The sequence below is a fragment of the Amycolatopsis benzoatilytica AK 16/65 genome (assembly GCF_000383915.1).
GTDB classification, from domain to species: Bacteria; Actinomycetota; Actinomycetes; order Mycobacteriales; family Pseudonocardiaceae; genus Amycolatopsis; species Amycolatopsis benzoatilytica.
This window is the reverse complement of record NZ_KB912942.1, coordinates 4,959,995-4,982,666: the sequence shown is the minus strand read 5'-3', so window position 1 is coordinate 4,982,666 and position 22,672 is coordinate 4,959,995. Positions and strand designations below refer to the sequence as shown.

The 22,672-nt window shown below is 69.8% G+C and carries 18 protein-coding genes; 13 read left to right on the top strand and 5 right to left on the bottom strand.

Features of this window, described 5'->3' with window-relative positions; translation table 11 throughout:
• Window positions 1–3 precede the first annotated feature (3 nt).
• A complete protein-coding gene (asnB, locus tag AMYBE_RS0122855) occupies window positions 4–1,845 on the bottom strand; it encodes an asparagine synthase (glutamine-hydrolyzing) (protein ID WP_020661716.1) in 1,842 nt (613 codons plus the stop codon).
• A 421-nt stretch (window positions 1,846–2,266) separates the two neighbouring features.
• Here asnB and kdpF point away from each other — a divergent pair, with 421 nt between their 5' ends.
• The 6 genes from kdpF to AMYBE_RS0122820 all read left to right on the top strand — a co-directional run bounded on the left by kdpF (window position 2,267) and on the right by AMYBE_RS0122820 (window position 10,070).
• Entirely contained in the window at window positions 2,267–2,368 is a 102-nt protein-coding gene (kdpF, locus tag AMYBE_RS0122845) for a K(+)-transporting ATPase subunit F (protein ID WP_020661715.1), read from the top strand.
• 1 nt (window position 2,369) lies between these two features.
• Window positions 2,370–4,031, top strand: a complete 1,662-nt coding sequence (kdpA, locus tag AMYBE_RS0122840) for a potassium-transporting ATPase subunit KdpA (RefSeq protein WP_020661714.1) — start codon at window positions 2,370–2,372, stop codon at window positions 4,029–4,031.
• A 73-nt stretch (window positions 4,032–4,104) separates the two neighbouring features.
• A complete protein-coding gene (gene kdpB / locus AMYBE_RS0122835; RefSeq protein ID WP_020661713.1) occupies window positions 4,105–6,198 on the top strand; it encodes a potassium-transporting ATPase subunit KdpB in 2,094 nt (697 codons plus the stop codon).
• 1 nt (window position 6,199) lies between these two features.
• On the top strand, window positions 6,200–6,811 hold the full coding sequence (locus tag AMYBE_RS0122830; protein WP_020661712.1) for a potassium-transporting ATPase subunit C: 612 nt from the start codon (window positions 6,200–6,202) through the stop codon (window positions 6,809–6,811).
• 5 nt (window positions 6,812–6,816) lie between these two features.
• The gene (locus AMYBE_RS42185; RefSeq protein ID WP_020661711.1) at window positions 6,817–9,375 is read left to right on the top strand and encodes a sensor histidine kinase; all 2,559 of its coding nucleotides are present in this window, start codon (window positions 6,817–6,819) and stop codon (window positions 9,373–9,375) included.
• Window positions 9,372–10,070: a response regulator gene (locus tag AMYBE_RS0122820; RefSeq protein ID WP_020661710.1), complete on the top strand. Its 699-nt coding sequence runs from the start codon at window positions 9,372–9,374 to the stop codon at window positions 10,068–10,070. Before AMYBE_RS42185 ends, AMYBE_RS0122820 begins: the two co-directional genes overlap by 4 nt.
• 117 nt (window positions 10,071–10,187) lie before the next feature.
• Here AMYBE_RS0122820 and AMYBE_RS45030 read toward each other — a convergent pair whose 3' ends face one another.
• Window positions 10,188–10,865 (bottom strand): hypothetical protein, encoded by a 678-nt coding sequence (locus AMYBE_RS45030; protein WP_154676279.1) that lies wholly within the window; start codon window positions 10,863–10,865, stop codon window positions 10,188–10,190.
• Window positions 10,866–11,022: 157 nt separating this feature from the next.
• Between AMYBE_RS45030 and AMYBE_RS0122810 the strand changes: the two genes are divergently transcribed.
• The 3 genes from AMYBE_RS0122810 to AMYBE_RS0122800 all read left to right on the top strand — a co-directional run bounded on the left by AMYBE_RS0122810 (window position 11,023) and on the right by AMYBE_RS0122800 (window position 15,769).
• The gene (locus AMYBE_RS0122810; protein WP_020661708.1) at window positions 11,023–11,319 is read left to right on the top strand and encodes an acylphosphatase; all 297 of its coding nucleotides are present in this window, start codon (window positions 11,023–11,025) and stop codon (window positions 11,317–11,319) included.
• Between the two features lie 168 nt (window positions 11,320–11,487).
• On the top strand, window positions 11,488–15,090 hold the full coding sequence (gene smc / locus AMYBE_RS0122805; protein ID WP_027927910.1) for a chromosome segregation protein SMC: 3,603 nt from the start codon (window positions 11,488–11,490) through the stop codon (window positions 15,088–15,090).
• Between the two features lie 127 nt (window positions 15,091–15,217).
• Window positions 15,218–15,769: a hypothetical protein gene (locus tag AMYBE_RS0122800; RefSeq protein WP_020661706.1), complete on the top strand. Its 552-nt coding sequence runs from the start codon at window positions 15,218–15,220 to the stop codon at window positions 15,767–15,769.
• A 134-nt stretch (window positions 15,770–15,903) separates the two neighbouring features.
• Here the strand turns inward: AMYBE_RS0122800 and AMYBE_RS0122795 are convergent, their stop codons facing one another.
• Window positions 15,904–17,469, bottom strand: a complete 1,566-nt coding sequence (locus tag AMYBE_RS0122795; protein WP_020661705.1) for a sodium:solute symporter — start codon at window positions 17,467–17,469, stop codon at window positions 15,904–15,906.
• Between the two features lie 9 nt (window positions 17,470–17,478).
• Window positions 17,479–18,693 (bottom strand): anhydro-N-acetylmuramic acid kinase, encoded by a 1,215-nt coding sequence (locus AMYBE_RS0122790; RefSeq protein WP_020661704.1) that lies wholly within the window; start codon window positions 18,691–18,693, stop codon window positions 17,479–17,481.
• 149 nt (window positions 18,694–18,842) lie between these two features.
• On the opposite strand from AMYBE_RS0122790, the gene ftsY reads away from it, so the two are divergent.
• From ftsY to AMYBE_RS0122770, 4 genes are all read left to right on the top strand, one after another.
• The gene (gene ftsY, locus AMYBE_RS0122785) at window positions 18,843–20,198 is read left to right on the top strand and encodes a signal recognition particle-docking protein FtsY (RefSeq protein WP_020661703.1); all 1,356 of its coding nucleotides are present in this window, start codon (window positions 18,843–18,845) and stop codon (window positions 20,196–20,198) included.
• Between the two features lie 139 nt (window positions 20,199–20,337).
• Window positions 20,338–21,069 carry a hypothetical protein gene (locus tag AMYBE_RS0122780; RefSeq protein ID WP_020661702.1) on the top strand — a complete coding sequence of 244 codons (732 nt, stop codon included), beginning with the start codon at window positions 20,338–20,340 and terminating at the stop codon, window positions 21,067–21,069.
• A 10-nt stretch (window positions 21,070–21,079) separates the two neighbouring features.
• Window positions 21,080–21,394, top strand: a complete 315-nt coding sequence (locus AMYBE_RS0122775) for a DUF4333 domain-containing protein (protein ID WP_020661701.1) — start codon at window positions 21,080–21,082, stop codon at window positions 21,392–21,394.
• Entirely contained in the window at window positions 21,391–21,870 is a 480-nt protein-coding gene (locus AMYBE_RS0122770; protein WP_020661700.1) for a GNAT family N-acetyltransferase, read from the top strand. Before AMYBE_RS0122775 ends, AMYBE_RS0122770 begins: the two co-directional genes overlap by 4 nt.
• Here AMYBE_RS0122770 and AMYBE_RS0122765 read toward each other — a convergent pair.
• A complete protein-coding gene (locus AMYBE_RS0122765; RefSeq protein ID WP_020661699.1) occupies window positions 21,863–22,627 on the bottom strand; it encodes an IclR family transcriptional regulator in 765 nt (254 codons plus the stop codon). The two genes, AMYBE_RS0122770 and AMYBE_RS0122765, sit on opposite strands and share 8 nt — an antisense overlap.
• Window positions 22,628–22,672 lie beyond the last annotated feature (45 nt).

Below are 22,672 nucleotides of genomic sequence, written 5' to 3'. Positions count from 1 at the left end.
GGCTCAGCCCAGCTGCAGTTCCGGCGAGTACATGTCGAACCAGTGGTACAGGTCCAGAGTGCGGTCCATGCCGATGCGCTGGGCCTGGCTGATCGCGGACGAATCGGTTTCCGCGGCGGCCTGCAGCCAGTCGCGGCCGACGATGTCGAATACCGGGTTGTCCTTCTGCGCCAGGACTTCCTTGACCTGCTGCTGCAGCGCGATCGCGTAGCCGGGGTCCTGCGTGGACGGATACGGGCTCTTCACCCGGTCGCGCACCGACGCCGGCAGCACGTGTTTGGTCGCGTGCCGCAGCAAGCTCTTTTCCCGGCCGTCGAAGGTTTTCAGCGACCACGGCGCGTTGTAGACGTACTCGACCAGCCGGTGGTCGCAGAACGGCACCCGGACCTCCAGCCCGACCGCCATCGACATCCGGTCCTTGCGGTCCAGCAGCTGCCGGACGAAACGGGTCAGGTGCAGGTGCGAGATGACCCGCATCCGGGACTCGCGGGCGGATTCGCCGTCCAGCGGGTCGACCTGGGCCACCGCGGTGCGGTACTGGTCGTCGATGTAGGAGGGCAGGTCCAGTTTCGCGGCCAGTCCCGGATCGAGCAGCGACTCCCGGTCGTCCATCAGGCTGTTGCGGAAGGCCAGCCACGGGAAGGTGTCCGCGTTCACCGCGGCCTCGTCGTGGAACCAGCGGTACCCGCCGAACACCTCGTCCGCCGACTCGCCGGACAGCGCGACCGTCGATTCCCCGCGGATCGCCTTGAACAGCAAGTACAACGACGTGTCCATGTCGCCGAGCCCGGACGGGATGTCGCGGGCCCGCACGACCGCGCGGCGCACGTCCGGGTCGCTCAGGTCGGCCGGGTTCAGCATTACGTCCTGGTGCGCGGACCCGACCAGCTTCGCGACGTCGCGGATGTAGGGCGAGTCCGGGGTGTCGCGCATCTCGTCCGGCTGGAAGTTCTCCTCCTGGCCGAAGAAGTCGACGGAGAACGTGCGGAGCTGCTCGCCCTCCTCGACGAGGCGGGCGGCGGCGAGGCCGGTGACCGCACTGGAGTCGAGGCCGCCGGAAAGCAGGACGCAGCGCGGCACGTCGGCGATCAGCTGCCGGTTGACGATGTCGGTCATCAGATCGCGCACCCGCGCGACCGTGGTCTCCTGGTCGTCGGTGTGCTGCTGGGCGTCGAGCTTCCAGTAGGTCCGGGTGTTGATGCCGTCGCGGGTCACCGTCACGACGGTGCCCGGCTCGACTTCGTACATGTCCTTCCACAGCGACCAGCCCGGCCGCTTCGTGAAGGCCAGCAGCTCGCGGAGCCCGTCCGCGTCGACTGCCTTGCGCGCCAACGGGTTCGCCAGGATCGCTTTCGGCTCCGAGCCGAACAGCACGCCGTCGCGAGTGGGGTAGTAGTAGAACGGCTTGATGCCCATCCGGTCGCGGATCATCACGAGTTTCTGGTCGCGCTCGTCCCAGATCGCGAACGCGTACATGCCGTTGAGCCGGTCCACCAGGTCGGTGCCCCACTGCAGGTAGCCGTGCAGGACGACCTCGGTGTCGCTGTCGGTCTCCCAGGTGTGGCCGAGCTTGGTGAGCTCTTCGCGCAGTTCGGTGAAGTTGTACGCCTCGCCGCTGTAGACCATCGCGACCTCGCCGTTGGGCGTGCGGACGCTCATCGGCTGTTTGCCGCCGGGCAGGTCGATGATCGCCAGCCGGCGGTGGCCGAGCGCGACCGACCGGCGGACCCAGACGCCTCGGTCGTCCGGGCCGCGGCAGGACATCGTTTCGGTCATCGCGTCCGCGATCTCCTGGCGCTGCGTGAGATCGGACTCGTAGGACACCCAGCCCGCGATTCCGCACATGCGAGGACCTCCCAGGTTTTATTTGGTTACTACAACTATTGGTTAACCCAGGTGTAACACAGGCCACGGTCCTTGTCTGCCCGAATTGCACGCTCTGTCCTTGATCCACTACTGGTTGTGCCGTAAGTCACCCACCGACTACAAGACGTCATGGTCACCGGCTAACCCGAACGGCGCTTGACGTCGTGGTCCGGGTCACCTCTCGTCAAGATCGCGTAAACGCCCGCTGGTCGCCGCGTCAAGGAGGCGTCAGACAGGGGTGCTCACGCTCCGCTACTACCGCACAGTGGCATCGACCGACGGTCACCCCGTGCCGGGTGACCCTTCCTGAGAGGTGCCTCGTGGCGGATTTGCTGTACGCCTTATTGCTCATCGGCGTTTTCGCAGTGCTGACCGGTGTTCTGCGCGGGCTGGAGAAGCTGTGAGCGGCGTGGGCACCGCGGCCAACGTCATCGGCGGACTGCTGGCGCTGGCCCTTCTCGGCTACTTGTTCGTCGCTCTCGTGAAGCCGGAGAAATTCTGAGATGAGTGACGTCGTATCCGGCTTCCTGCAAGCCGGCCTCGTGCTGGTCGCCCTGGCGGTGGTCTACAAACCGCTCGGCGACTACCTCGCCCGCGTCTTCACTTCGGAGAAGCACCTGCGGGCCGAGAAAGCGCTGTACAAGGTGGTCCGGGTCGACCCGGACACCGAACAGCACTGGAAGACCTACGCGTCCGGCGTGCTGGGCTTCTCCTTCGTCTCGGTGATCCTGCTGTACCTGCTGCAACGGCTGCAGGCGATCCTGCCGTGGAACTTCGGCCGCGGCGCGGTGTCGCCGGCGGTCGCGTTCAACACCGCGGTTTCGTTCGTCACCAACACGAACTGGCAGTCCTACACGCCGGAAACCACGATGGGCCACTTCGTCCAGATGGCCGGGCTCACCGTGCAGAACTTCCTGTCCGCGGGAGTCGGGCTCGCCGTGGCGATCGCGGTGACGCGAGGGTTCGTCCGCTCGCGCACCGACCGGCTCGGCAATTTCTGGGTCGACCTGACCCGCGGCACGATCCGCGTGCTGCTGCCGATGGCGTTCGTCTTCGCGCTCGTCCTGGTCGCGCTCGGCGTGGTGCAGAGCCTGCGTTCCGGCGTCGCGGTGACCAACCCGGACGGCAGCAACAGCACCATCGCGCTGGCGCCGGCGGCGAGCCAGGAGGCGATCAAGGAGCTGGGCACCAACGGCGGCGGGATCTTCAACGCGAACTCCGCGCACCCGTTCGAGAACCCGAACGTGTGGACCAACCTCATCGAGATCTTCCTGATCCTGGTGATCCCGGTCTCCCTCACCCGCGCCTTCGGGCAGATGGTGGGCAACCGCAAGCAGGGCTACGTCCTGCTCTCGGTGATGACCGTGCTGTGGGGCGCGATGCTCGCACTGATCTGGACCTCGGAAGCGCGCTCCGGCAGCCCGGCCGCGCTGGCCGCGGGCGGCAACTTCGAAGGCAAGGAAGTGCGGTTCGGGATCAGCGGCACGTCGCTGTTCGCCGACACCACCACCGGCACCTCGACCGGCGCGGTCAACGGCGCGCACGACAGCCTGTCCGGCCTCGGCGGCGGCGGCACGATGCTGAACATGCTCTTCGGCGAGATCTCGCCGGGCGGCGTCGGCACCGGCCTGTACGGCATCCTGGTGATGGCCGTCATCGCGATGTTCCTGGCCGGCCTGATGGTCGGGCGCACGCCGGAATACCTCGGCAAGAAGCTCGGCAAGGTCGAGGTCACCTGCGCGGCGATCTCGATGCTCGCGATGCCGGTCGTGGTCCTGCTCGGTTCGGGGCTCGCCCTGATGTTCCCGAGCACCCGCGACGCCCTCGGCAACTCGGGCCCGCACGGGCTTTCCGAGATCCTGTACGGCTACGCGTCCACCGGCAACAACAACGGCAGCGCCTTCGGCGGGCTGACCGCGACCAGCGACTGGTTCCAGGCGTCGTTCTCGGTGGCCATGCTGATCGGCCGGCTCGTGCCCATCATCGCGGTGCTCTGCCTGGCCGGTTCCCTTGCCGCGCAGAAGAAGGTCCCGGAAACCGCGGGCACGCTGCCCACCACCGGGCCGCTGTTCGGGACGATGCTGACCGGCACCGTCGTCCTCGTCGCGGCCCTCACCTTCATCCCGGCGCTCGCGCTGGGGCCGATCTCGGAGGCTTTGGCATGAACGCGCAATGCGGAAGTGACGCCGAAGATCGCTGCTGGCGTCGACCGTCCGGCAAATTCCGAGAGGCACTGGCATGACCATCACCCAACAGCGGACTCCGGAAGAGGAGACGCAGCACCACGTCGAAAACACCGGACGGGTCGGGGCCGGCGTCTTCAGCCCGAAGCAGCTGTGGTCGTCCCTGCCGGACGCGCTGCGCAAGCTGCACCCCAAGCACCAGCTCAAAAACCCCGTCATGTTCGTGGTGTGGGCCGGTTCGGTGCTCACCACCGTCTTCGCGGTCACCGACCCGAGCGTGTTCTCGATCCTCATCGCGATCTGGCTCTGGTTCACCGTCGTGTTCGCGAACCTGGCCGAGGCGGTCGCCGAGGGGCGCGGCAAGGCGCAGGCGGAATCGTTGCGGCGGACCAAGAAGGAGACCGTCGCGCGGCGGCTCAACGAGGACGGCTCCGAGGAGCAGGTGCCCGGGGTGGACCTGCGCGTCGGCGACCGGGTCGTGGTCGAAGCGGGGCAGGTCATCCCCGGCGACGGCGACGTGGTCGAGGGCATCGCCACCGTCGACGAGTCGGCCATCACCGGCGAGTCGGCCCCGGTGATCCGCGAGTCCGGCGGCGACCGGTCGGCGGTCACCGGCGGCACCACGGTGCTGAGCGACCGGATCGTCGTGCGGATCAGCACCAAGCCCGGCGAGTCCTTTGTGGACCGGATGATCGCGTTGGTGGAGGGCGCTTCCCGGCAGAAGACGCCGAACGAGATCGCGCTGACCATCCTGCTGGCCACGCTCACCGTCATCTTCCTGCTCGCCGTCGTCGCGCTGCAGCCGATGGCCGCGTACTCCGGCAGCGAGCAGTCGGTGATCGTGCTGACCGCTTTGCTGGTCTGCCTGATTCCCACGACCATCGGCGCGCTGCTGAGCGCGATCGGCATCGCCGGCATGGACCGGCTGGTGCAGCGCAACGTGCTGGCCACGTCCGGCCGGGCGGTGGAAGCGGCCGGCGACGTGTCGACGCTGCTGCTGGACAAGACCGGCACGATCACCTTCGGCAACCGCCGCGCGACCGAGCTGATCCCGGTCGGCGGGTCGACCATGACCGACCTGGCCCGGGCCGCCCGGCTGTCCAGCCTCGCCGACGGGACGCCGGAAGGGCGCAGCATCGTCGAGCTGACCGCCGAGCAGCACGGGCTGCCCGCGGCCGCCGACGACGCGGAAAAGCTCGCCGAGTTCGTCCCGTTCACCGCGCAGACCCGCATGAGCGGCATCGACATCGGCGATCGCGAGGTCCGCAAGGGCGCGACCTCCGCGGTGCGCCAGTGGGTGCGCGAGCGCGGCGGCGACGTGCCGGACGAGACCGAGCGCGTGGTGGACGAGATCAGCCAGCAGGGCGGGACCCCGCTGGTGGTCGCGGAAGCCGCCGGCGGCAAGGCGAACGTGTGCGGCGTGATCCGGCTGTCCGACGTGGTGAAGCCGGGCATGAAGGAGCGCTTCGAAGAACTGCGCACGATGGGCATCAAGACGGTGATGATCACCGGCGACAACCCGCTCACCGCGAAGGCCATCGCCGAGGACGCGGGCGTCGACGACTATCTCGCCGAGGCCAGGCCCGAGGACAAGATGGCGCTCATCAAGAAGGAGCAGGAGGGCGGCCGGCTCGTCGCGATGACCGGCGACGGCACGAACGACGCGCCCGCGCTCGCCCAGTCCGACGTCGGCGTCGCGATGAACACCGGGACCATGGCGGCCAAGGAGGCCGGCAACATGGTCGACCTCGACTCGAACCCGACGAAACTGATCGAGATCGTCGAGATCGGCAAGCAGCTGCTGATCACCCGCGGCGCGCTCACCACCTTCAGCGTGGCGAACGACCTGGCGAAGTACTTCGCCATCCTGCCGGCGATGTTCACCAGCATCTTCGCCCAGCTCGGCGCGCTGAACATCATGCACCTGGCCACGCCGAAGTCGGCGATTCTCTCCGCGGTCGTCTTCAACGCGCTGATCATCGTCGCGCTGATCCCGCTCGCCCTGCGCGGGGTGCGCTACCGGCCGTCGTCGGCGTCCGCGCTGCTGCGCCGCAACCTGCTCGTCTACGGCCTCGGCGGGATCGTCAGCCCGTTCCTCGGGATCTGGGTGATCGACCTGATCGTGCGCCACATTCCTGGGATTGGCTGATATGAACGTCTTGCTCAAGCAGACCTGGGCGGGCCTGCGCCTGCTGATCGCGATGACCGTGCTGCTCGGCGTCGTCTACCCGCTGGGCGTGTGGGCGGTCTCGCGCGTCCCGGGGCTCCAGGCGCACGCCGAAGGCTCGCAGGTGACGCTGAACGGCCAGGTCGCCGGCTCGTCGCTGATCGGGATCGACCCGGTGCCCGCCGACCCGGCGCGCGACCCGTGGTTCCACAACCGGCCCTCGGCCGGGTCGAAGGACGTGCTCGGCCCGGCCGATCCGTCGACTTCGGGCCCGTCGAACAAGGGTCCGTACAACGAGGACCTGACCAAGGCCATCGCGCAGCGGCGGGCGCTGATCGCCAAGCGCGAGGGCGTCGCCCCGGCGGAGGTGCCCGCGGACGCGGTGACCGCGTCCGGCTCCGGGCTCGACCCGGCGATCAGCGTCGCCTACGCCGATCTGCAGGTGCTTCGGGTGGCGCGCAACACCGGGCTGAGCGAGGAGAAGGTGCGGCAGCTGGTCCGGGACAACACCACCGGCAACGGGATCGGCATCCCCGGCGTGAACGTGCTCCTGCTCAACCTTGCCGTGCGTTCGGCCGCTCCTGGCGCACACTGAACACTGTGAGCACTTCCGACACAGCACCGAAGCCGCGCCGAGGCGAACTCCGGATCTACCTCGGCGCGGCTCCGGGCGTGGGCAAGACCTTCGCCATGCTCGGCGAGGCGCGCCGACGGCTGGACCGGGGCACCGACGTGGTCGTCGGCCTGGTCGAGACGCATGGCCGGCTGAAGACCGCCGACCTGCTCGACGGGCTGGAGGTCGTGCCCCGGCGCACGGTCAGCCACCGCGGGCACGAGTTCGCCGAGATGGACGTCGACGCGGTGCTCGCTCGCGCGCCCGAGGTGGTCGCGGTGGACGAGCTGGCGCACACGAACGTACCCGGCGGCCGGCACGAGAAGCGCTGGCAGGACATCGAAGAACTGCTCGACGCGGGCATCGACGTGCTCTCCACCGTCAACGTGCAGCACTTGCAGAGCCTCAACGACGTGGTCGAGCGGATCACCGGCGTCACCCAGCAGGAAACCGTGCCGGACGAGGTCGTGCGCCGCGCTGAGCAGTTGGAGCTGGTGGACATCACGCCGGAGGCGTTGCGGCGCCGGCTCGCGCACGGCAACGTCTACCCGGCGGAGCGGATCGACGCCGCGCTGGGCAACTACTTCCGGCCCGGCAACCTGACCGCGCTGCGCGAGCTGGCGCTGCTGTGGGTGGCCGACCAGGTGGACGTCGCGCTGCAGCGCTACCGCGCCGAGCAGAAGATCACCGATACCTGGGAGACCCGCGAACGGGTGGTCGTGTCGATCACCGGCGGACCGGAGAGCGAGACGCTGATCCGGCGCGCCAGCCGGATCGCCACCCGGGCGGGCGCGGAGCTGCAGGTCGTGCACATCCTGCGCGGCGACGGGCTGGCCGGCCTCGGGCCGACCGCGATGGCCCGCTGCCGCACGCTGGCCGAGGAGGTCGGCGCGACCTTCCACGCGGTGGTCGGCGACGACGTGCCGACCGCGTTGCTCGACTTCGCGCGGGGGGTCAACGCGACTCAGCTGGTGATCGGCACGTCCCGGCGCTCCCGGGTGGCACGGCTTTTCGACGAGGGCATCGGCGCGACGGTGATCCAGCAGTCCGGGCCGATCGACGTGCACATGGTCACGCACTCCTACGCGGGCGGGCGGCTGCGCGCGAGGCTGGGCGCGAGTCCACTGGCGCCGTCGCGAATCGTCGTCGGGTGGGTGCTCGCCGTCCTGCTCCCGCTCGCCGCGACCGGTCTCGGCGTGTTGCTGCGGGACGCGGTGGAGTTCTCCACCGACGTGATCCTTTACGTGCTGGCGACCGTGATCGTCGCGCTGGTCGGCGGGCTGGGCCCAGCCTTGCTCGCGTCGATTCTCGGCGCGGGGTTGCTGAATTTCTTCTTCACTCCGCCGCTGTACACGCTGAATGTGCACAGCCCGCAGAACGTCGTCACGCTCATCGTCATGATGGTCGTGGCGATCATGGTGGCCCTGGTGGTTGCTTCCGCGGCCCGGCGAGGCGCCGCGGCGGCGCGGGCGCGTACCGAAGCGTCGTTGCTGGCTTCCTACGCGCGGACGGTGCTGACCAATCCGAACCCGATCGAGCGGCTGCTGGAGAAAGTGCGGGAGAACTTCGTCCTGACTTCGGTGACGTTGCTGGAGAAGCGCGACGGCAAGTGGGACAAGGTCGCGGTGGCCGGCGACCAGCCGTGCGCGGATCCGGACGAGGCCGACGTGGACATCGCGGTCACCGCGGACGTGCACCTGACGCTGAGCGGACGCGCGTTGCCCGCGGCGGACCGCCGGGTGCTGGAAGCCGTTGCCGGACAAGCATTGCTCGCCTTGCGGCAGCAGCGGATGGCGGCCGCCGCGGCAGCAGCGGAGCGGAAAGCCGAGGCGACCGAGTTGCGCACCACGTTGCTGTCCGCCGTCGGACACGACCTGCGCACGCCGCTCACTTCCATCAAGGCGGCGATCGGCAGCCTGCGCGCACCGGATCTCTCGCTGTCCGACGAGGACACTGAGGAATTGATGGAGGCCGTGGAACTCTCCGCGGACCGGCTGGCCGGGCTGATCAACAACTTGCTGGACTCGTCCCGGCTGGCGACCGGTGCGGTCACCCCGCACCTGCGCCCGGTCGGCTACGACGAGGTGCTCGCGCACGCCTTGTCTACTGTGGACAACTCGCAGGGGGTGCAGGTGGCGGTGGACGCGAGGTTGCCTTCGGTGCAGGCGGATCCGGGTCTGCTGGAGCGGGTGATCGCGAACGTCCTGGACAATGCGCTGCGGCACGGCGGCGGCGACGTTTCGGCCCGGGCCAGCGCGCACTCGGAGTTCGTGGAACTGCGGATCGTCGACCACGGCAAGGGACTGCGCAAGGGGGCCGCGGAATCGGCGTTCGCGCCGTTCCAGCGCCTCGGCGGCGACCGGGACTCGACGCCGGGGGTCGGGCTGGGCCTGTCGGTGGCCAAGGGGTTCACCGAAGCGATGGGCGGTACGGTTCGCGCCGAGGACACTCCCGGCGGGGGACTGACGGTGGTGATTTCGCTGCCGGCTTGCACCGGGCGGGAACTGGTGGAAGCCGAAGCGGTCGAGGAGGGAGTGGCGCGATGACTGCCGACAACGCGGCGACCGTACTGGTCGTCGACGACGAACCGCAGATCGTGCGGGCGCTGCGGATCAATCTCAACGCTCGCGGGTACAAGGTGATCACCGCGCACGACGGCACCGCCGCGCTCAAAGCCGTCGCCGAGACGAAGCCGGACGTGGTGGTCCTGGACCTGGGCCTGCCGGACCTGGACGGCACCGAGGTGATCGCGGGCCTGCGCGGCTGGACGACGGTGCCGATCATCGTCCTGTCCGCGCGCGGCGACTCGGCGGACAAGGTGCAGGCGCTGGACGCCGGCGCGGACGACTACGTGACCAAACCGTTCGGCATGGACGAGCTGCTGGCCCGTCTGCGCGCGGCGGTCCGCCGGTCGACGGTCGGCGGCCCGGACGGCTCGGAAGCCGTGGTGGACACCGGATCCTTCACCATCGACCTGGCGGCGAAGAAGGTGCTGCGCGAGGGCCGCGAGGTGCATCTGACCAAAACCGAGTGGGGCGTGCTGGAGCTGCTGGTCCGCAACCGGGGACGGCTGGTGGCGCAGAAACAGCTGCTGCACGAGGTGTGGGGGCCGTCCTACGAGACGGAATCCCATTACCTGCGCGTGTACCTGGCGCAGCTGCGGCGAAAGCTGGAGCCGGAACCCTCGCGGCCGCGGCACCTGCTGACCGAGCCGGGCATGGGGTATCGCTTCGAGGTGTAAAGAAAAGCCGTGAAGGGCCCCTTGAGGGAATCTAAGTCCCTCAAGGGGCCCTTCACGGACGGACGGACCGGCACACTGGCCGTCCAGGCATCACAACAGCACTACGTGAGACAAGCTTTACGGCTGCGCGGGGCTGGAGTCCGAAGAGGACTGGCTCTGCGACGACGCCGACGATGACGCCGCCGACGACGACGGCTGGCCGCCGGTCGAGCTGCTGCCCGGCGGATTCGTCGGCGTACTGGCCGGGGGACTCGGCGGGGTCGAGGAGTGAGTGGTCGTCGCGGTGGTGGGGTTGGGGTCCGACGAAGGCTGGGTCGGCGTCCCGCCTCCGCCCGGCGTGTTCGGCGGCGTGTCGCTGCGGCCCGAAGTGGTGCCTGGCACCGGGTTGCCCGGCTGCCCGCCGACCGGCGGAGGGGCGACCACGCTGGTGGTCGGCTTGCCGTCGGCTCCGGTGGACACCACCGTGGTCGGCGCCGACGAAGAGGTCTGCCCCGGCGTCGGCGACCCGGTCAGCGTCATCGGGCCGCCCGGCACCGCGTTCCCGGGCACCACCTGCGAGCTGTCCGTGACGCCGCCCTGGCGGTTGGTGTCCGGGGTGGCGGCGTCGGTGGCCGTGCCCGGCCCGGCCAGCTCGGCGACCGCGGCGAAGGCCGTGGCCACTACCAGGCCGGCTACGCCGAGCACCGCGAAACCGGACCGGCCGAGCCGGCTGGACGCGCCGGGCGGGGGCGCGGTGGCGGCACTCACCGCGACGGTGTTCCCGGAATCGGCTGAAGGCCCGTCGGGACGGGACATGCAGGCTCCTTAATTCACCACTCAAAGACAGGCGGGACGGCGCGGAGAACTCGGCTCCGGACCCGGATCCCTGGCGGAGGCTATCACTGCCGTTGACCCGTTCGCGCGACAGCGGGGGACGGCCTGTCACAGTCCGCAGCCGGCCGGATGCGGCAAGATGGGGCCGGTGAGCGAGCAGGAATCCCCGGTCCGCCTGGCGGCCTGGGTGCACGGACAGGTGCAGGGCGTCGGTTTTCGCTGGTGGACCCGGAGCCGGGCGCTGGAACTCGGGTTGACCGGGTTCGCCCGGAATCTCCCGGACGGCCGTGTCGAGATGGTCGCGGAGGGTAGCCGAGGCGACTGTGCGCAGTTGCTGGCCGCGCTGCGGTCGGGAACGTCACCCGGAAGAGTGGATCAGGTGGTCGAGCGCTGGACCGGGGCCAAGGGCGGTCTCGAGGGGTTCCGCGAACGCTGAGGCGGGTGCGCCGGAAGTGACTCAAGGGGTTGCCGAGGCGGCCGGTCCTGTGCTAGGCGCGCCCGAGCGGCACCGCCTCCCACCGGGCCGCCGAACCCCCGGGTAGCCTGTCCCGACCGGGGCAACCGGCAGCAACCAGCACCCGTGGCCAGAGGGGTCGGCAGCAACGTGCACCTGAAAAGCCTGACGCTCAAGGGCTTCAAGTCCTTCGCCTCGGCGACCACGCTGCGCTTCGAACCCGGCATCACCTGCGTGGTCGGCCCGAACGGCTCCGGCAAGTCGAACGTCCTGGACGCGCTCCGCTGGGTCATGGGCACCCAGGGCGCGAAGGACCTGCGCGGCGGCAAGATGGAAGACGTCATCTTCGCCGGCACCGCGGGCCGCGCCCCGCTGGGCCGCGCCGAGGTCACGCTCACCATCGACAACGCCGACGGCGCGCTGCCGATCGAGTACGCCGAGGTTTCCATCACCCGCCGGATGTTTCGCGACGGGGCGAGCGAGTACGAGATCAACGGCAACCGCTGCCGGCTGATGGACGTGCAGGAACTGCTGTCCGACTCCGGCATCGGCCGGGAGATGCACGTCATCGTCGGGCAGGGACAGCTGTCGGCGATCCTCGAATCGAAGCCGGAAGAGCGGCGCGCGTTCATCGAAGAGGCGGCCGGCGTCCTCAAGCACCGAAAGCGCAAGGAACAGACCCTGCGCAAGCTCAACAACATGCAGGGCAACCTGGACCGGCTCACCGACCTCACCACCGAGCTGCGCCGTCAGCTCAAACCGCTGGGCAAGCAGGCCGAGATCGCCCGCAAGGCCCAGTCGGTGCAGTCCGACCTGCGCGACGCCCGGCTCCGGCTGTTCGCCGACGACCTGGTCACCCAGCGCGAGACGATCCAGCGCGACGAGGCCGACGAACGCACCGCCCGGCAGCGCCGTGCCGAAGTCGAGCAGGCGCTGGAACTGGTCGCCGCCGAAGAAGCCGAGCTGGAAGCGTCGCTGGCCGAGGACGCGCCGCGGCTGCAGATCGCCCAGGAGACCTGGTACAAGCTGTCGGCGCTCACCGAGCGGCTGCGCGGCACCGTGCGGCTGGCGGTGGAACGGCAGCGGCACCTCTCGTCCGACGTGTCCGCGCCGACCGGCGGCCGCGACCCGGAGGAGCTGCTCGCCGAGGCCGAGCAGGCCGCCGAGCGCGAGCAGGAACTGAACGAAGCTGTCCTGGAAGCCCGCGAGCTGCTCGCGGAAACCGTGCTGCGCCGGGAAGATCTCGAACAGCGGGTGCAGGCCGCCGAGCGCGCGCACTGGGCCGCGGTCCGGGCGATCGCGGACCGCCGCGAGGGCATGGCGAAGCTGACCGGTCAGGTCGAAGCGCTGCGCAGCAAGAACGGCGCGACCGCGGACGAGGTCGACCGGCTCACCGTCGGCTTGCAGGAAGCGGCCGAGCGCGCGGAAATCGCCGTCGAAGAGCTGGAAGAAGAGAAGGCCGCCGGCGGGACCGAAGAGTCCGACGACGCCGAGCTGCAGCAGCGCCACGACCGCGCGGTGGAAGCGAACAACGCGGCCAAGGCGCGCGTCGAGGAATTGGTGAAGGCCGAGCGCGGCGCCGAGCGGGAGATCGCCTCGGAGAAGGCACGCGTCGAAGCGCTGTCGATGGGGCTCAGGCGCAAGGACGGCGCGGGTGCGCTGCTCGGAGCTTCCGCGGAGATGCCCGGCCTGCTCGGTTCGGTCGCCGCCTTGCTGACCGTGCAGCCCGGGCACGAGGTGGCGCTGGCCGCGGCGCTCGGACCGGTGGCGGACGCGGTCGCGGTGTCCGGCGGCGAGAACGCGCTGCACGCGCTGAAGTACTTGAAGGACACCGATTCCGGCCGCGCCGGGATTCTCCCGGCCGGTGGTTGGTCCACTGTGGACACCAGCGGCTGGCCGACGCTGCCCGAGGGCGCGCGCTGGGCCCGGGAAGTCGTCAGCGCGCCGGAGCAGTTGCGGCCGGCTGTGGACAAGGCGCTGGACCGGCTCGCGCTGGTGCCCGACCTGGAAGCCGCCCGGCAGCTGGTCGCACAGCACCCGGCGGTGCGCGCGGTGACCGCGGAAGGCGATGTCTTCGGCACCGACTGGATCGCAGGCGGTTCGGCGGCGCGCGAGAGCGTGATCGAGGTCCAGGCGGCGGTCGACGAGGCGCGGGAACGGCTGCGGACAGCCGAACGCGCGCTGGAGCAGTACTCCGCCGAGCTGGAAGGCGCGCGTGCCGAGCAGCAGGCGCGCCGGGAGGAAGTCGGCCAGGCGAAGGACGCGCTCGGCGATGCCAAGGTGCGCAAGGCGCGTTCGTCGGAGCGGCTGAACCGGTTGCAGCAAGCGGCGCGGTCCGCGCAGGCCGAGGTCGAGCGGTTGACCCAGCAGCGCGCGAAGGTCGAGCAGAGCCGCGAGCAGGCGCTCGAACAGCTGGCAGAGCTGGAAGAACGGCTCGCCGCGGTGGCCGAGCAGCCGGTGGAGGACGACCCGGACACCGCCGAGCGCGACGAGGCCGCCGAGCTGCTTGCCGTGGTACGGCAGGAAGAAGTCGAAGCGCGGCTCGCGCAGCGCACCGCGGAAGAGCGGGCGCGCAGCATCGCCGGTCGCGCGGAATCGCTGCGCCGTGCCGCTTATGCCGAGCAGCAGGCCCGCGAACGCGCGGCGAAGGCGCGAGCGGCGCGAGAACGCGGCGCGGAGATCGCCAACGCGGTCGTGAACGCCGGTGAGTTCGCGTTGGAGCGCATCGAGATTTCGGTGCAGCGCGCCGCCGCGGAACGTGACGAAGCACAGGCGCAGCGGCAGACCCGCGAGACCGCGCTCACCGCGGTGCGCGCGAAGGTCCGCGAATTGTCCGGTGAACTCGAGAAGCTCACCGACGCGGTGCACCGCGACGAAGTGCTGCGCGCGGAGCAGAAACTGCGGCTGGAGACGCTGGAAGCCAAGATCGCCGAGGACTTCGGCATCGGGCTGACCGACCTGGTCGAGGAATACGGCCCGGCCGTCCCGGTGCCGCCGAGCGCCGGCGAGGTGGCCGAGTACGAGGCGGCCAAGGAACGCGGCGAGAACGTCACCCCGCCGCCGCCGATGCCCTACGACCGCGAAACCCAGGCCCGCCGCGCCAAGCGCGCGGAGAAGGACCTGACTTTGCTGGGCAAGGTGAACCCGCTGGCGCTGGAGGAGTTCGCGGCGCTGGAGGAGCGGTACAAGTTCCTCTCCACTCAGCTGGAAGACCTCAAGGACACCCGCAAGGACCTGGAAGCGGTGATCAAGCAGGTCGACGAGAAGATCCTGGAGGTATTCACCTCGGCCTACGCCGACGTCGCCCGCGAGTTCGAAACCGTTTTCGGCGTGCTGTTCCCCGGCGGCGAGGGCCGGATGGTGCTCACCGAGCCGAACGACATGCTCGCCACCGGCGTGGACGTGGAAGCGCGTCCGCCGGGCAAGAAGGTCAAGCGGCTGTCGCTGCTCTCCGGCGGGGAGAAGTCGCTGGTCGCGGTCGGCATGCTGGTGGCCATCTTCCGCGCCCGCCCTTCGCCCTTCTACGTGATGGACGAGGTCGAGGCGGCGCTGGACGACACCAACATGCGCCGGCTGATCGGCCTGCTGGAGCAGCTGCGCGATTCCTCGCAGCTGATCATCATCACCCACCAGAAGCCGACCATGGAGATCGCCGACGCGCTGTACGGCGTGAGCATGCAGGGCGACGGCATCACGAAGGTGATCTCGCAGCGGCTGCGCGCCGCGGCCGAGGAACCGGTGCCCGCGTCCTGATCGGGTTGTCCCCGGACGTGGATTCCTGCCCGAACGGGCAAGCTCTGTCCGCTCAGCCGGCTGCCGCGTTGCCCGCACGTCATGGTGAGTGCCGGGGAACAAAGCAGTACGCGAAAGGGACAGAACAATGCGCACCAAGGTGGCTCGCACGCTGATTTCCGGTTCGATGCTCGGCATCGTCCTGGCGGTGGCCGCGTGCAACGAAGGCTCGCAGGCCGCGTCGCCGATGTCTTCGCTGTCGGCCGCGCCCACTGCGTCGTCGGCGGCTTCGCCGGTCACGCAGAGCGCGCCGGCGACGACGCCGCACCAGTCGCCCGCCAAGCCGCCGGCCGCCACGCACGAGACCAAGCCGCGCATTGTCCCCGCGCCGCGCCAGACCAAGTCAGGCGGCCTGCCCGGCCGCGGCGAACTCGGCAAGGGCGCCGACTGCGGCCCGGTCGACGGCCCGAACAGCAAGGTGGACGTAGTGACCGACGCGATGCCGGCGGGCACCGTCGGCTGCACCGAGGCGATCAACGTGATGTCGGACTACTTGCGGCAGGCGCCGACCAAGGCGGAGGGCACCGGGCAGTTCCTGGACGTCGACGGCTGGAACTGCGGCTACGACGGCGGTGCCGGCGGCAGCAAGCAGATCTACTGCGGCAAGGCGGGTCTTTCCTTCCACGGCAAGGCGGCCTGACCCTCCCGGTCTTCGGGTGCGAGCGGGCCGGAAAGCTGCCGCGCTGTCCGCCCGGGCACCGCACTGAGCCGGATGACCGCGGCCCGGCGTCCCCGTACTGAGGACGCCGGGCCGCGTTTCGGAATAAACCTTTGCTAGGCAGCGGTTTCCGCGGGTTCTTCGACCTTCTCGACGTTCGGGTCCACACCTCGGCGGCGCAGCGACAGCAATCCGCCGACGAGCAGCGTGATCAACACGCCGACGAAGGTGTACCAGTAGGTCGCCAGCGGCACCAGCGTCTTCGTCGCGGCGCCGAACCGCAGGTGCACCGCGGCGGTCGCCTTGTCGAATTTCACGAACAGGATCAGGAACGCCATCCCGGCCACCGAACAGGCGAACGCGATCACCGCGTCGGACTGGCGGGCCTTGCGGACGATCAGGCCCAGGAAGAACGAGCCGAGCAGCGCGCCGTAGGTGTAGCCCACGATGCCGAGGCCCTGCTGGATCACCGGGTCCTTCGAGTTGGTGAACAGCGACGCGAACACCGCGAACACCGCCGCCCAGATGAGTGTCCACATGCGACCGTGCCGCAGCAGCTTGGCGTCCGCGACCGACTTGTGCGTGAACCGCTGGTACAGGTCGGCGATGGTGGACGTGGACAGCGCGTTGAGCGCCGAGGCCAGCGCGCCCATGGTGGAGGCGAGGATGCCGGCGATGAGCAGCCCGGCCAGGCCCACCGGCAGGTCGTTGACGATGAAGTTGGAGAACACGTCGTCGCCGGACATCTTGCCCGCCGCGACCGCGGTGGCGGTCGCCCCGGTCTTGCCGCCGGTGTAGACCCACAGCATCGCGCCGACCAGCAGGAACAGTGCGAACTGGACGAACACCACGAGGGAGGAGCCGATCAGCGCGCGCTGGCCGTCGCGCAGGTTCCGGCACGACAGGAGACGGCCCACGATCAGCTGGTCCGCGCCGTGCGAAGCCATCGACAGGAACGCCCCGCCGACCACCGCGCACAGGAACGCGTACGGGTTGGTGAGGACGTTCGACGCGAAATCGACCAGCTTGAACCGGCCCTGGTCGGCGGCGATCGAGGTCCAGCCGGACGGCAGCTTCGTGGACAGGAAGATCACCGCGCCGATCGCGCCCAGGATGTAGAGCGACCACTGGATGACATCGACCCAGATCACCGATTTGATGCCGCCGACGAACGCGTAGATCACCGTCAGCGCGGTCAGCAGCACGACGATGTGCCAGTACGCGGTGTGGATGCCGTAGTGGTCCAGGATCGCCTTGATCGGGATCGCGCCCGCGAACAGCCGCAGACCTTCGGCCAGCAGCCGGGTGACCACGAAGGTGACCGACGCGGTGCCCTGCAGCCCGCGGCCGAAGCGGCGGCCCAGGAACTCGTAGGCGCTCACGTAGTTGCCGCGGAAGTAGCGCGGCAGCAGCACGAACGCGGCGATGATCCGGCCGATGATGTAGCCGAAAGCCACTTCCAGGAACAGGAACGCACTGCCGAACACGAGCCCGGGCGTGGAGATCACGGTGAGCGTGGACGTCTCGGTGGCGACCACCGACAGCGTCACCGCCCACCACGGCATGCTGCGCTCGCCGACGAAGTAGTCGTTCGCGGACTTCTGTCTGCGTCCGACCAGCACGCCGATGATCGGCATCGCCGCGAGGTACACGATGACGATCACCAGATCGACTGGATTCATGGGGTTCTCCTACCGTGGTTTCCCGGATTTCGCGACCCGGAGCCGGGTCACGGCGCCCCCCAGCGGGGCGGGGAGATTCAGGGGCGTCGCGCCCGGCGTGAGGGAGCCGAGCAGACGCGGACCGCGTGCGCCGGTGGCCGAGGGCAGCGTCGCCGGGACGCCGCACCAGCTCAGCCAGCCGAGCAACGCGGTCAGGTAAGCCTCCTTGGCGGAACTGGGCAGGCCGAGGTCGTCGCTGGTGCGCAGTGCCCCGGGCAGGTGCCGGGCGAGCGCGGCGGCGAGCGCCGGGTTCGCGATTCCGCCGCCGGATGCGACGACGGTGGCGACGGCGTGCCGCCGGCATTCCGCGGCGACCGTCGCGGCGGTCAGTTCGGTGAGGGTGGCCAGCAGGTCCTCCGGCGGCAACGGCGGCAATCCGGACAGCGCGGTATCAAGGTATCCGCTGTGGAAGTGTTCTTTGCCGGTGGATTTCGGTGCCGCGGCGGCGAAGTACGGATCGGCGAGGAGCCGGTCGAGGAGGTCCCGCCGCACCGAACCGGCCAGCGCGAGCCGTCCGTCGATGTCGGCGGAGAGCCGGCCGCCGGTGACCCGCGCGGCGGCGAGGTCGAGCAGCGCGTTGGCCGGGCCGGTGTCATAGGCGAGCACCGCGTCCGATCCGGTGACCACGGTGATGTTCGCGATGCCGCCGAGATTCAGCGCGGCCACTGGACGACCGGTCTGCTCGGCGATCCCGCGCAGCCACCACGCGTCGAGCGTGCTCGCCAGCGGCGCGCCCTGTCCGCCGGCGGTGATGTCGCGGATCCGCAGATCGGCGATCACCGGGACGCCGGTGCGCTCGGCGATCCACGCCGGCTGCCCGAGCTGCAGGGTGCCGAGCGCCTTGCCGTCCTCGACCCAGTGGTAGACGGTCTGCCCGAGCGAGGCGATCACGTCGACCGGCCCGAACTCGGCGATCCCGCGCGCGGCGGCTTCGGCGAAGGCTTGGCCGACCCGGGTGTCGAGGACAGTCAGCTGCCGCGCGCTGCTCGGCCGCGGCGGGAGTGCGTCGAGCAGCTCGGCGCGGAGGTCCCGCGGGCAGGGCAGGTCGAGTTCGCCGAGCGGGACGAGGACGACCGTGCCGCCGTCTTCGACGCGGAATTCGGCGACGGCGACGTCGATGCCGTCGACGGACGTGCCCGACAACAGGCCGAGAACGCGGAATCGGTGACCGGCGGGGGAGGTCATTCGGAGTGGTCTAGTCAAAGCGGACAGGGTGGCGCAAGCCGCAAAGTGGAGTCTTGGCCGAATCGGAACAGTTCGCGTTACCTGTTGGCTTCGCGGTGGGGTGCCCTGTGGCCGGTGCACGCGGATGACAGGATGGTGGCGTGTCGAGCATGTGGTTCTGGATCGTTGTCGTCGCCGTCGTCGTCCTGGTCGCCATCCTGGTGTCCGGGCTGCTCATCGCGCGCAAGCGGCGGATCAGCATCGCCAAGTCGCGCGAGGTCGAGGAGAAGCCGAAGGGCGGCGGGTACACCGCGTCCGGCGGGATCTCCTTCGCGCCCGGCGGCGAGACTAAGGCCGCGCCGGAACCGGAGGCAGTCGAGCATCCGGTCGAAGACCGCACGGAGGTAGACGGCCAGCCCGCGGTTGGCGACGACGCCGCGGTGCCGCGCGACTCGGACCAGCGCTCGGTGCTCGACGTCAAGCTGCCCGAGCCGGTCGAAGCGGAACCGGAGCCGGTTGTCGAGGCGCCGGTCGAGGTCGTCCCCGAGCCCGCGGCACCCGCCGCACCCGCTGTGGCCGAGATCGAGGAGATCGAGCCGGCCACCGGCCGTCTGGAGCGCCTGCGCGGACGGCTGTCGAAGTCGCAGTCGATGTTCGGCAAGAGCCTCCTGGGCCTGCTCGGCGGCGGCGACCTGGACGAGGACTCCTGGCAGGACATCGAAGACACGCTGCTGCTGGCCGACCTCGGCGCGGCCACCACGACCCAGATCGTCGAGCGGCTCCGCGACGAGCTGAACCGCCGCGCGGTGCGCACCTCGGGGGAGGCGCGTGAACTGCTGCACGAGGTGCTGACCGCCGCGCTGTCGACCGACGCCGAGCGCGCGGTCCGCGCGCTGCCGCACGAGGTGGACGGCAAGAAGCAGCCGGCGGTCGTGCTCGTGGCCGGCGTGAACGGCACCGGCAAGACCACCACGACCGGAAAACTGGCCCGAGTCCTGGTCGCCCAAGGCGGCACGGTCGTGCTGGGCGCCGCGGACACCTTCCGCGCCGCCGCCGCCGACCAGCTGCAGACCTGGGCCGAACGCGTAGGCGCCTCGGTGGTCCGGGGCAAGGAAGGCGGAGACCCGGCCGCGGTCGCGTTCGACGCGGTGAAGCGAGGCATCGCGGAGGGCGTGGACGCGGTCCTGGTCGACACCGCCGGACGGCTGCACACGAAGACCGGCCTGATGGACGAACTCGGCAAGGTGAAGCGGGTCGTCGAGAAGCAGGCGCGGGTGGACGAAGTGCTGCTCGTGCTGGACGCCACGACCGGCCAGAACGGCCTCGCGCAGGCCCGGGTGTTCGGCGAGGTCATCGACGTCACCGGGATCGTGCTGACGAAACTCGACGGCACCGCGAAGGGCGGCATCGTGTTCCAGGTCCAGCGCGAACTGGGCGTACCGGTGAAGCTCGTCGGCCTCGGCGAGGGACCGGACGACCTGGCGCCGTTCGAGCCGGGCGCGTTCGTGGACGCCTTGCTGGGCTGATCCCCCCCGAACGGGGGATAACGCGGCATTCGCCGCAGCTCCCCTGGACAGCTCTGCCACGGTAAACCCCGGAACAAGATCGACACGGTTGCGGGGCGTGGATGAACGACGGCATCGGGACATTCGGCGAGCCGCAGCGATGAGCCTGCTGTGGATCCTCGTCCTCGGCATCGGCGGGACGCTGCTGTTCGTCGGCGGGATGATCTGGTTGTTCGTGTGGCTGAACCGCAACGACAAGAAGCTGGCGGCTCTCCTGCAAGCGGAATGCGCGCGGCGAGGCTGGACCTATGCGGCGCCTGACGACTCTGTGTGCGCCCAGTACAACGACGGAGACCGGTTCGTCGTGCGGAACTGGGGAGAGCGCATCCTCCAGCCGATGGCACCGATCACCCACCGGTACTGGGCGAGCCGCGCACGCCATGTGGTGACCGGCTGGCACCGCGGCAGGCCGTTCGTCGCGGCGAGGCTTGCCCTCTCCGCGATCGAGGGCGAAGCAGCTGACCGGCCGGTGATCTGGGTGTACGCCCCGGGTACGAGTCCCGCGCTGGAGGTTGCTCGGGTCGCCAAGATGGAGAGCCGGATCAACGCCGCGATCGGCCAAGGCGACATCACAGTCGGCGATCCGGAATTCGACGACGCGTACCAGGTGCGGTCCGGCGATCCGGACTTTGCCCGGGCCGTGCTCAATCCGGTCGTCACCGCGTATCTCAAGACCGGTCTGCGCAACTTCCAGGGATATACGCTCATCAACGGGCGCTTGACGGTTCAAGACTGGCTGAACGAGCACCGGGATCCGGAGAAGCTGCTGGCCGCGCTCGACCAGCGGTGCGATGTACTCGACCGCATTTCCCCGTCCGTCTGGGCCAAGTAGGAGACCTGCCGTGCGTCACTCGATTCGCCCTGTCCTGCTTGCCGCCTGCGGGCTTGCGCTGACCGCCTGTTCGGTGTCGGTGTCGGTCGGGCCGGAGGCGTCCAAAACCGACGTCGAGCGCGCGATCACCCGCGCACTGGACTCGATCGGGCAGCATCCGGACTCGGTCACCTGCCCTGGGCCGATCCCGGCGGAGGTGGGCAAGTCGGCCCGGTGCGAGCTGACCTCCGACAAGCTGCGGATCGGGGTCACCGCGACGATCACCGAGGTCGACGGGACCACCGCGAAATATCATGTCAAGGTGGACGACAAGCCGATGTCATGATCGCCCTCCGGCCGCTGACCGAAGCCGACCGGCCACGGATCCGGGAGATCCTCGCCGCGCCGGAGGTCGCACGGTGGTGGGGCGATCCGGACGAGGAAACCGACGACCTGCTCGTGGTCGAGGAAGGCCACCAGGCGTACGCGATCGAGCACGAAGGCCGCATGGCCGGTGTGATCCAAGCCTGGGAAGAACTCGACCGCCGGTACCGGCACGCCGGCATCGACCTCGCCGTGCACCCGGACTACTACGGCCGCGGCCTCGGCGCGCAGGCGATCCGGGTCCTGGCTCAGCGCCTGTTCGACCAGGGCCACCACCGGCTGACCATCGACCCGGCGGCGGACAACGCCCGCGCGATCCACGTGTACGAGAAGCTCGGCTTTCGCCGGGTCGGGGTGCTCCGGAGCTACGAGCGGGCACCCGACGGCACCTTGCACGACGGGATGCTGCTGGACCTCCTCGAAGGCGAGCTCAGGTAGCCGGCAACTGCTGGGAGAGCCGGTCCGCGATCTTCTGCACGACCGGCGCGATGTGGCTGACCGCGTCCGCCGTCAGCCGTCCGGACGGGCCGGAGACCGACACCGCGGCCGGCACCGGCGCGCCCGGGACGGCGACGGCGATGCAGCGCACGCCCAGTTCCTGTTCCGCCTCGTCCAGTGCGTAGCCCTGGCCGGCGATCTTCTTCAGTTCGACCGCGAGCGCGTCCGGGTCGGTGAACGTGTGCTCGGTGTAGGCGGGCATCCCGGTCCGCTCCAGCAGCGCCGAGACCTCGTCCGCGGGCAGTTCGGCCAGCATCGCCTTGCCCACGCCGGTTCCGTGCGGCAGCAGCCGCCGGCCGACCTCGGTGAACATCCGCATCGAGTGCTTCGACGGCACCTGGGCGACGTACACCACCTCGTCGCGTTCGAGCACCGCCAGATTCGCCGTTTCGCCGACCTCCTCGACCAGCTCCACCAGCAGCGGCCGCGCCCACGCGCCGAACTGCATGCTCGCGTTCTCGCCGAGCCGGATCAGCCGCGCGCCGAGCGCGTAGTGCCGGTTGGTGTTCTGCCGGACGTAGCCGAGCGCGACCAGTGTCCGGATCAGCCGGTGGATGGTCGGCATCGGCAGCCCGGACAGCGTCGCCAGCTCCGAAAGGCTGGCCTCGCCGCCGGTGTCCGCCAGGTGCTCCAGCAGGTCGAATGCCCTTTGCAGGGACTGGACGCCGCCGTCCCGTCCGGTCTTCTCAGCCGCCACCAGTGGTCCTCCTCACAGAGCTGAACTGACCCGATTGCTGTTCCG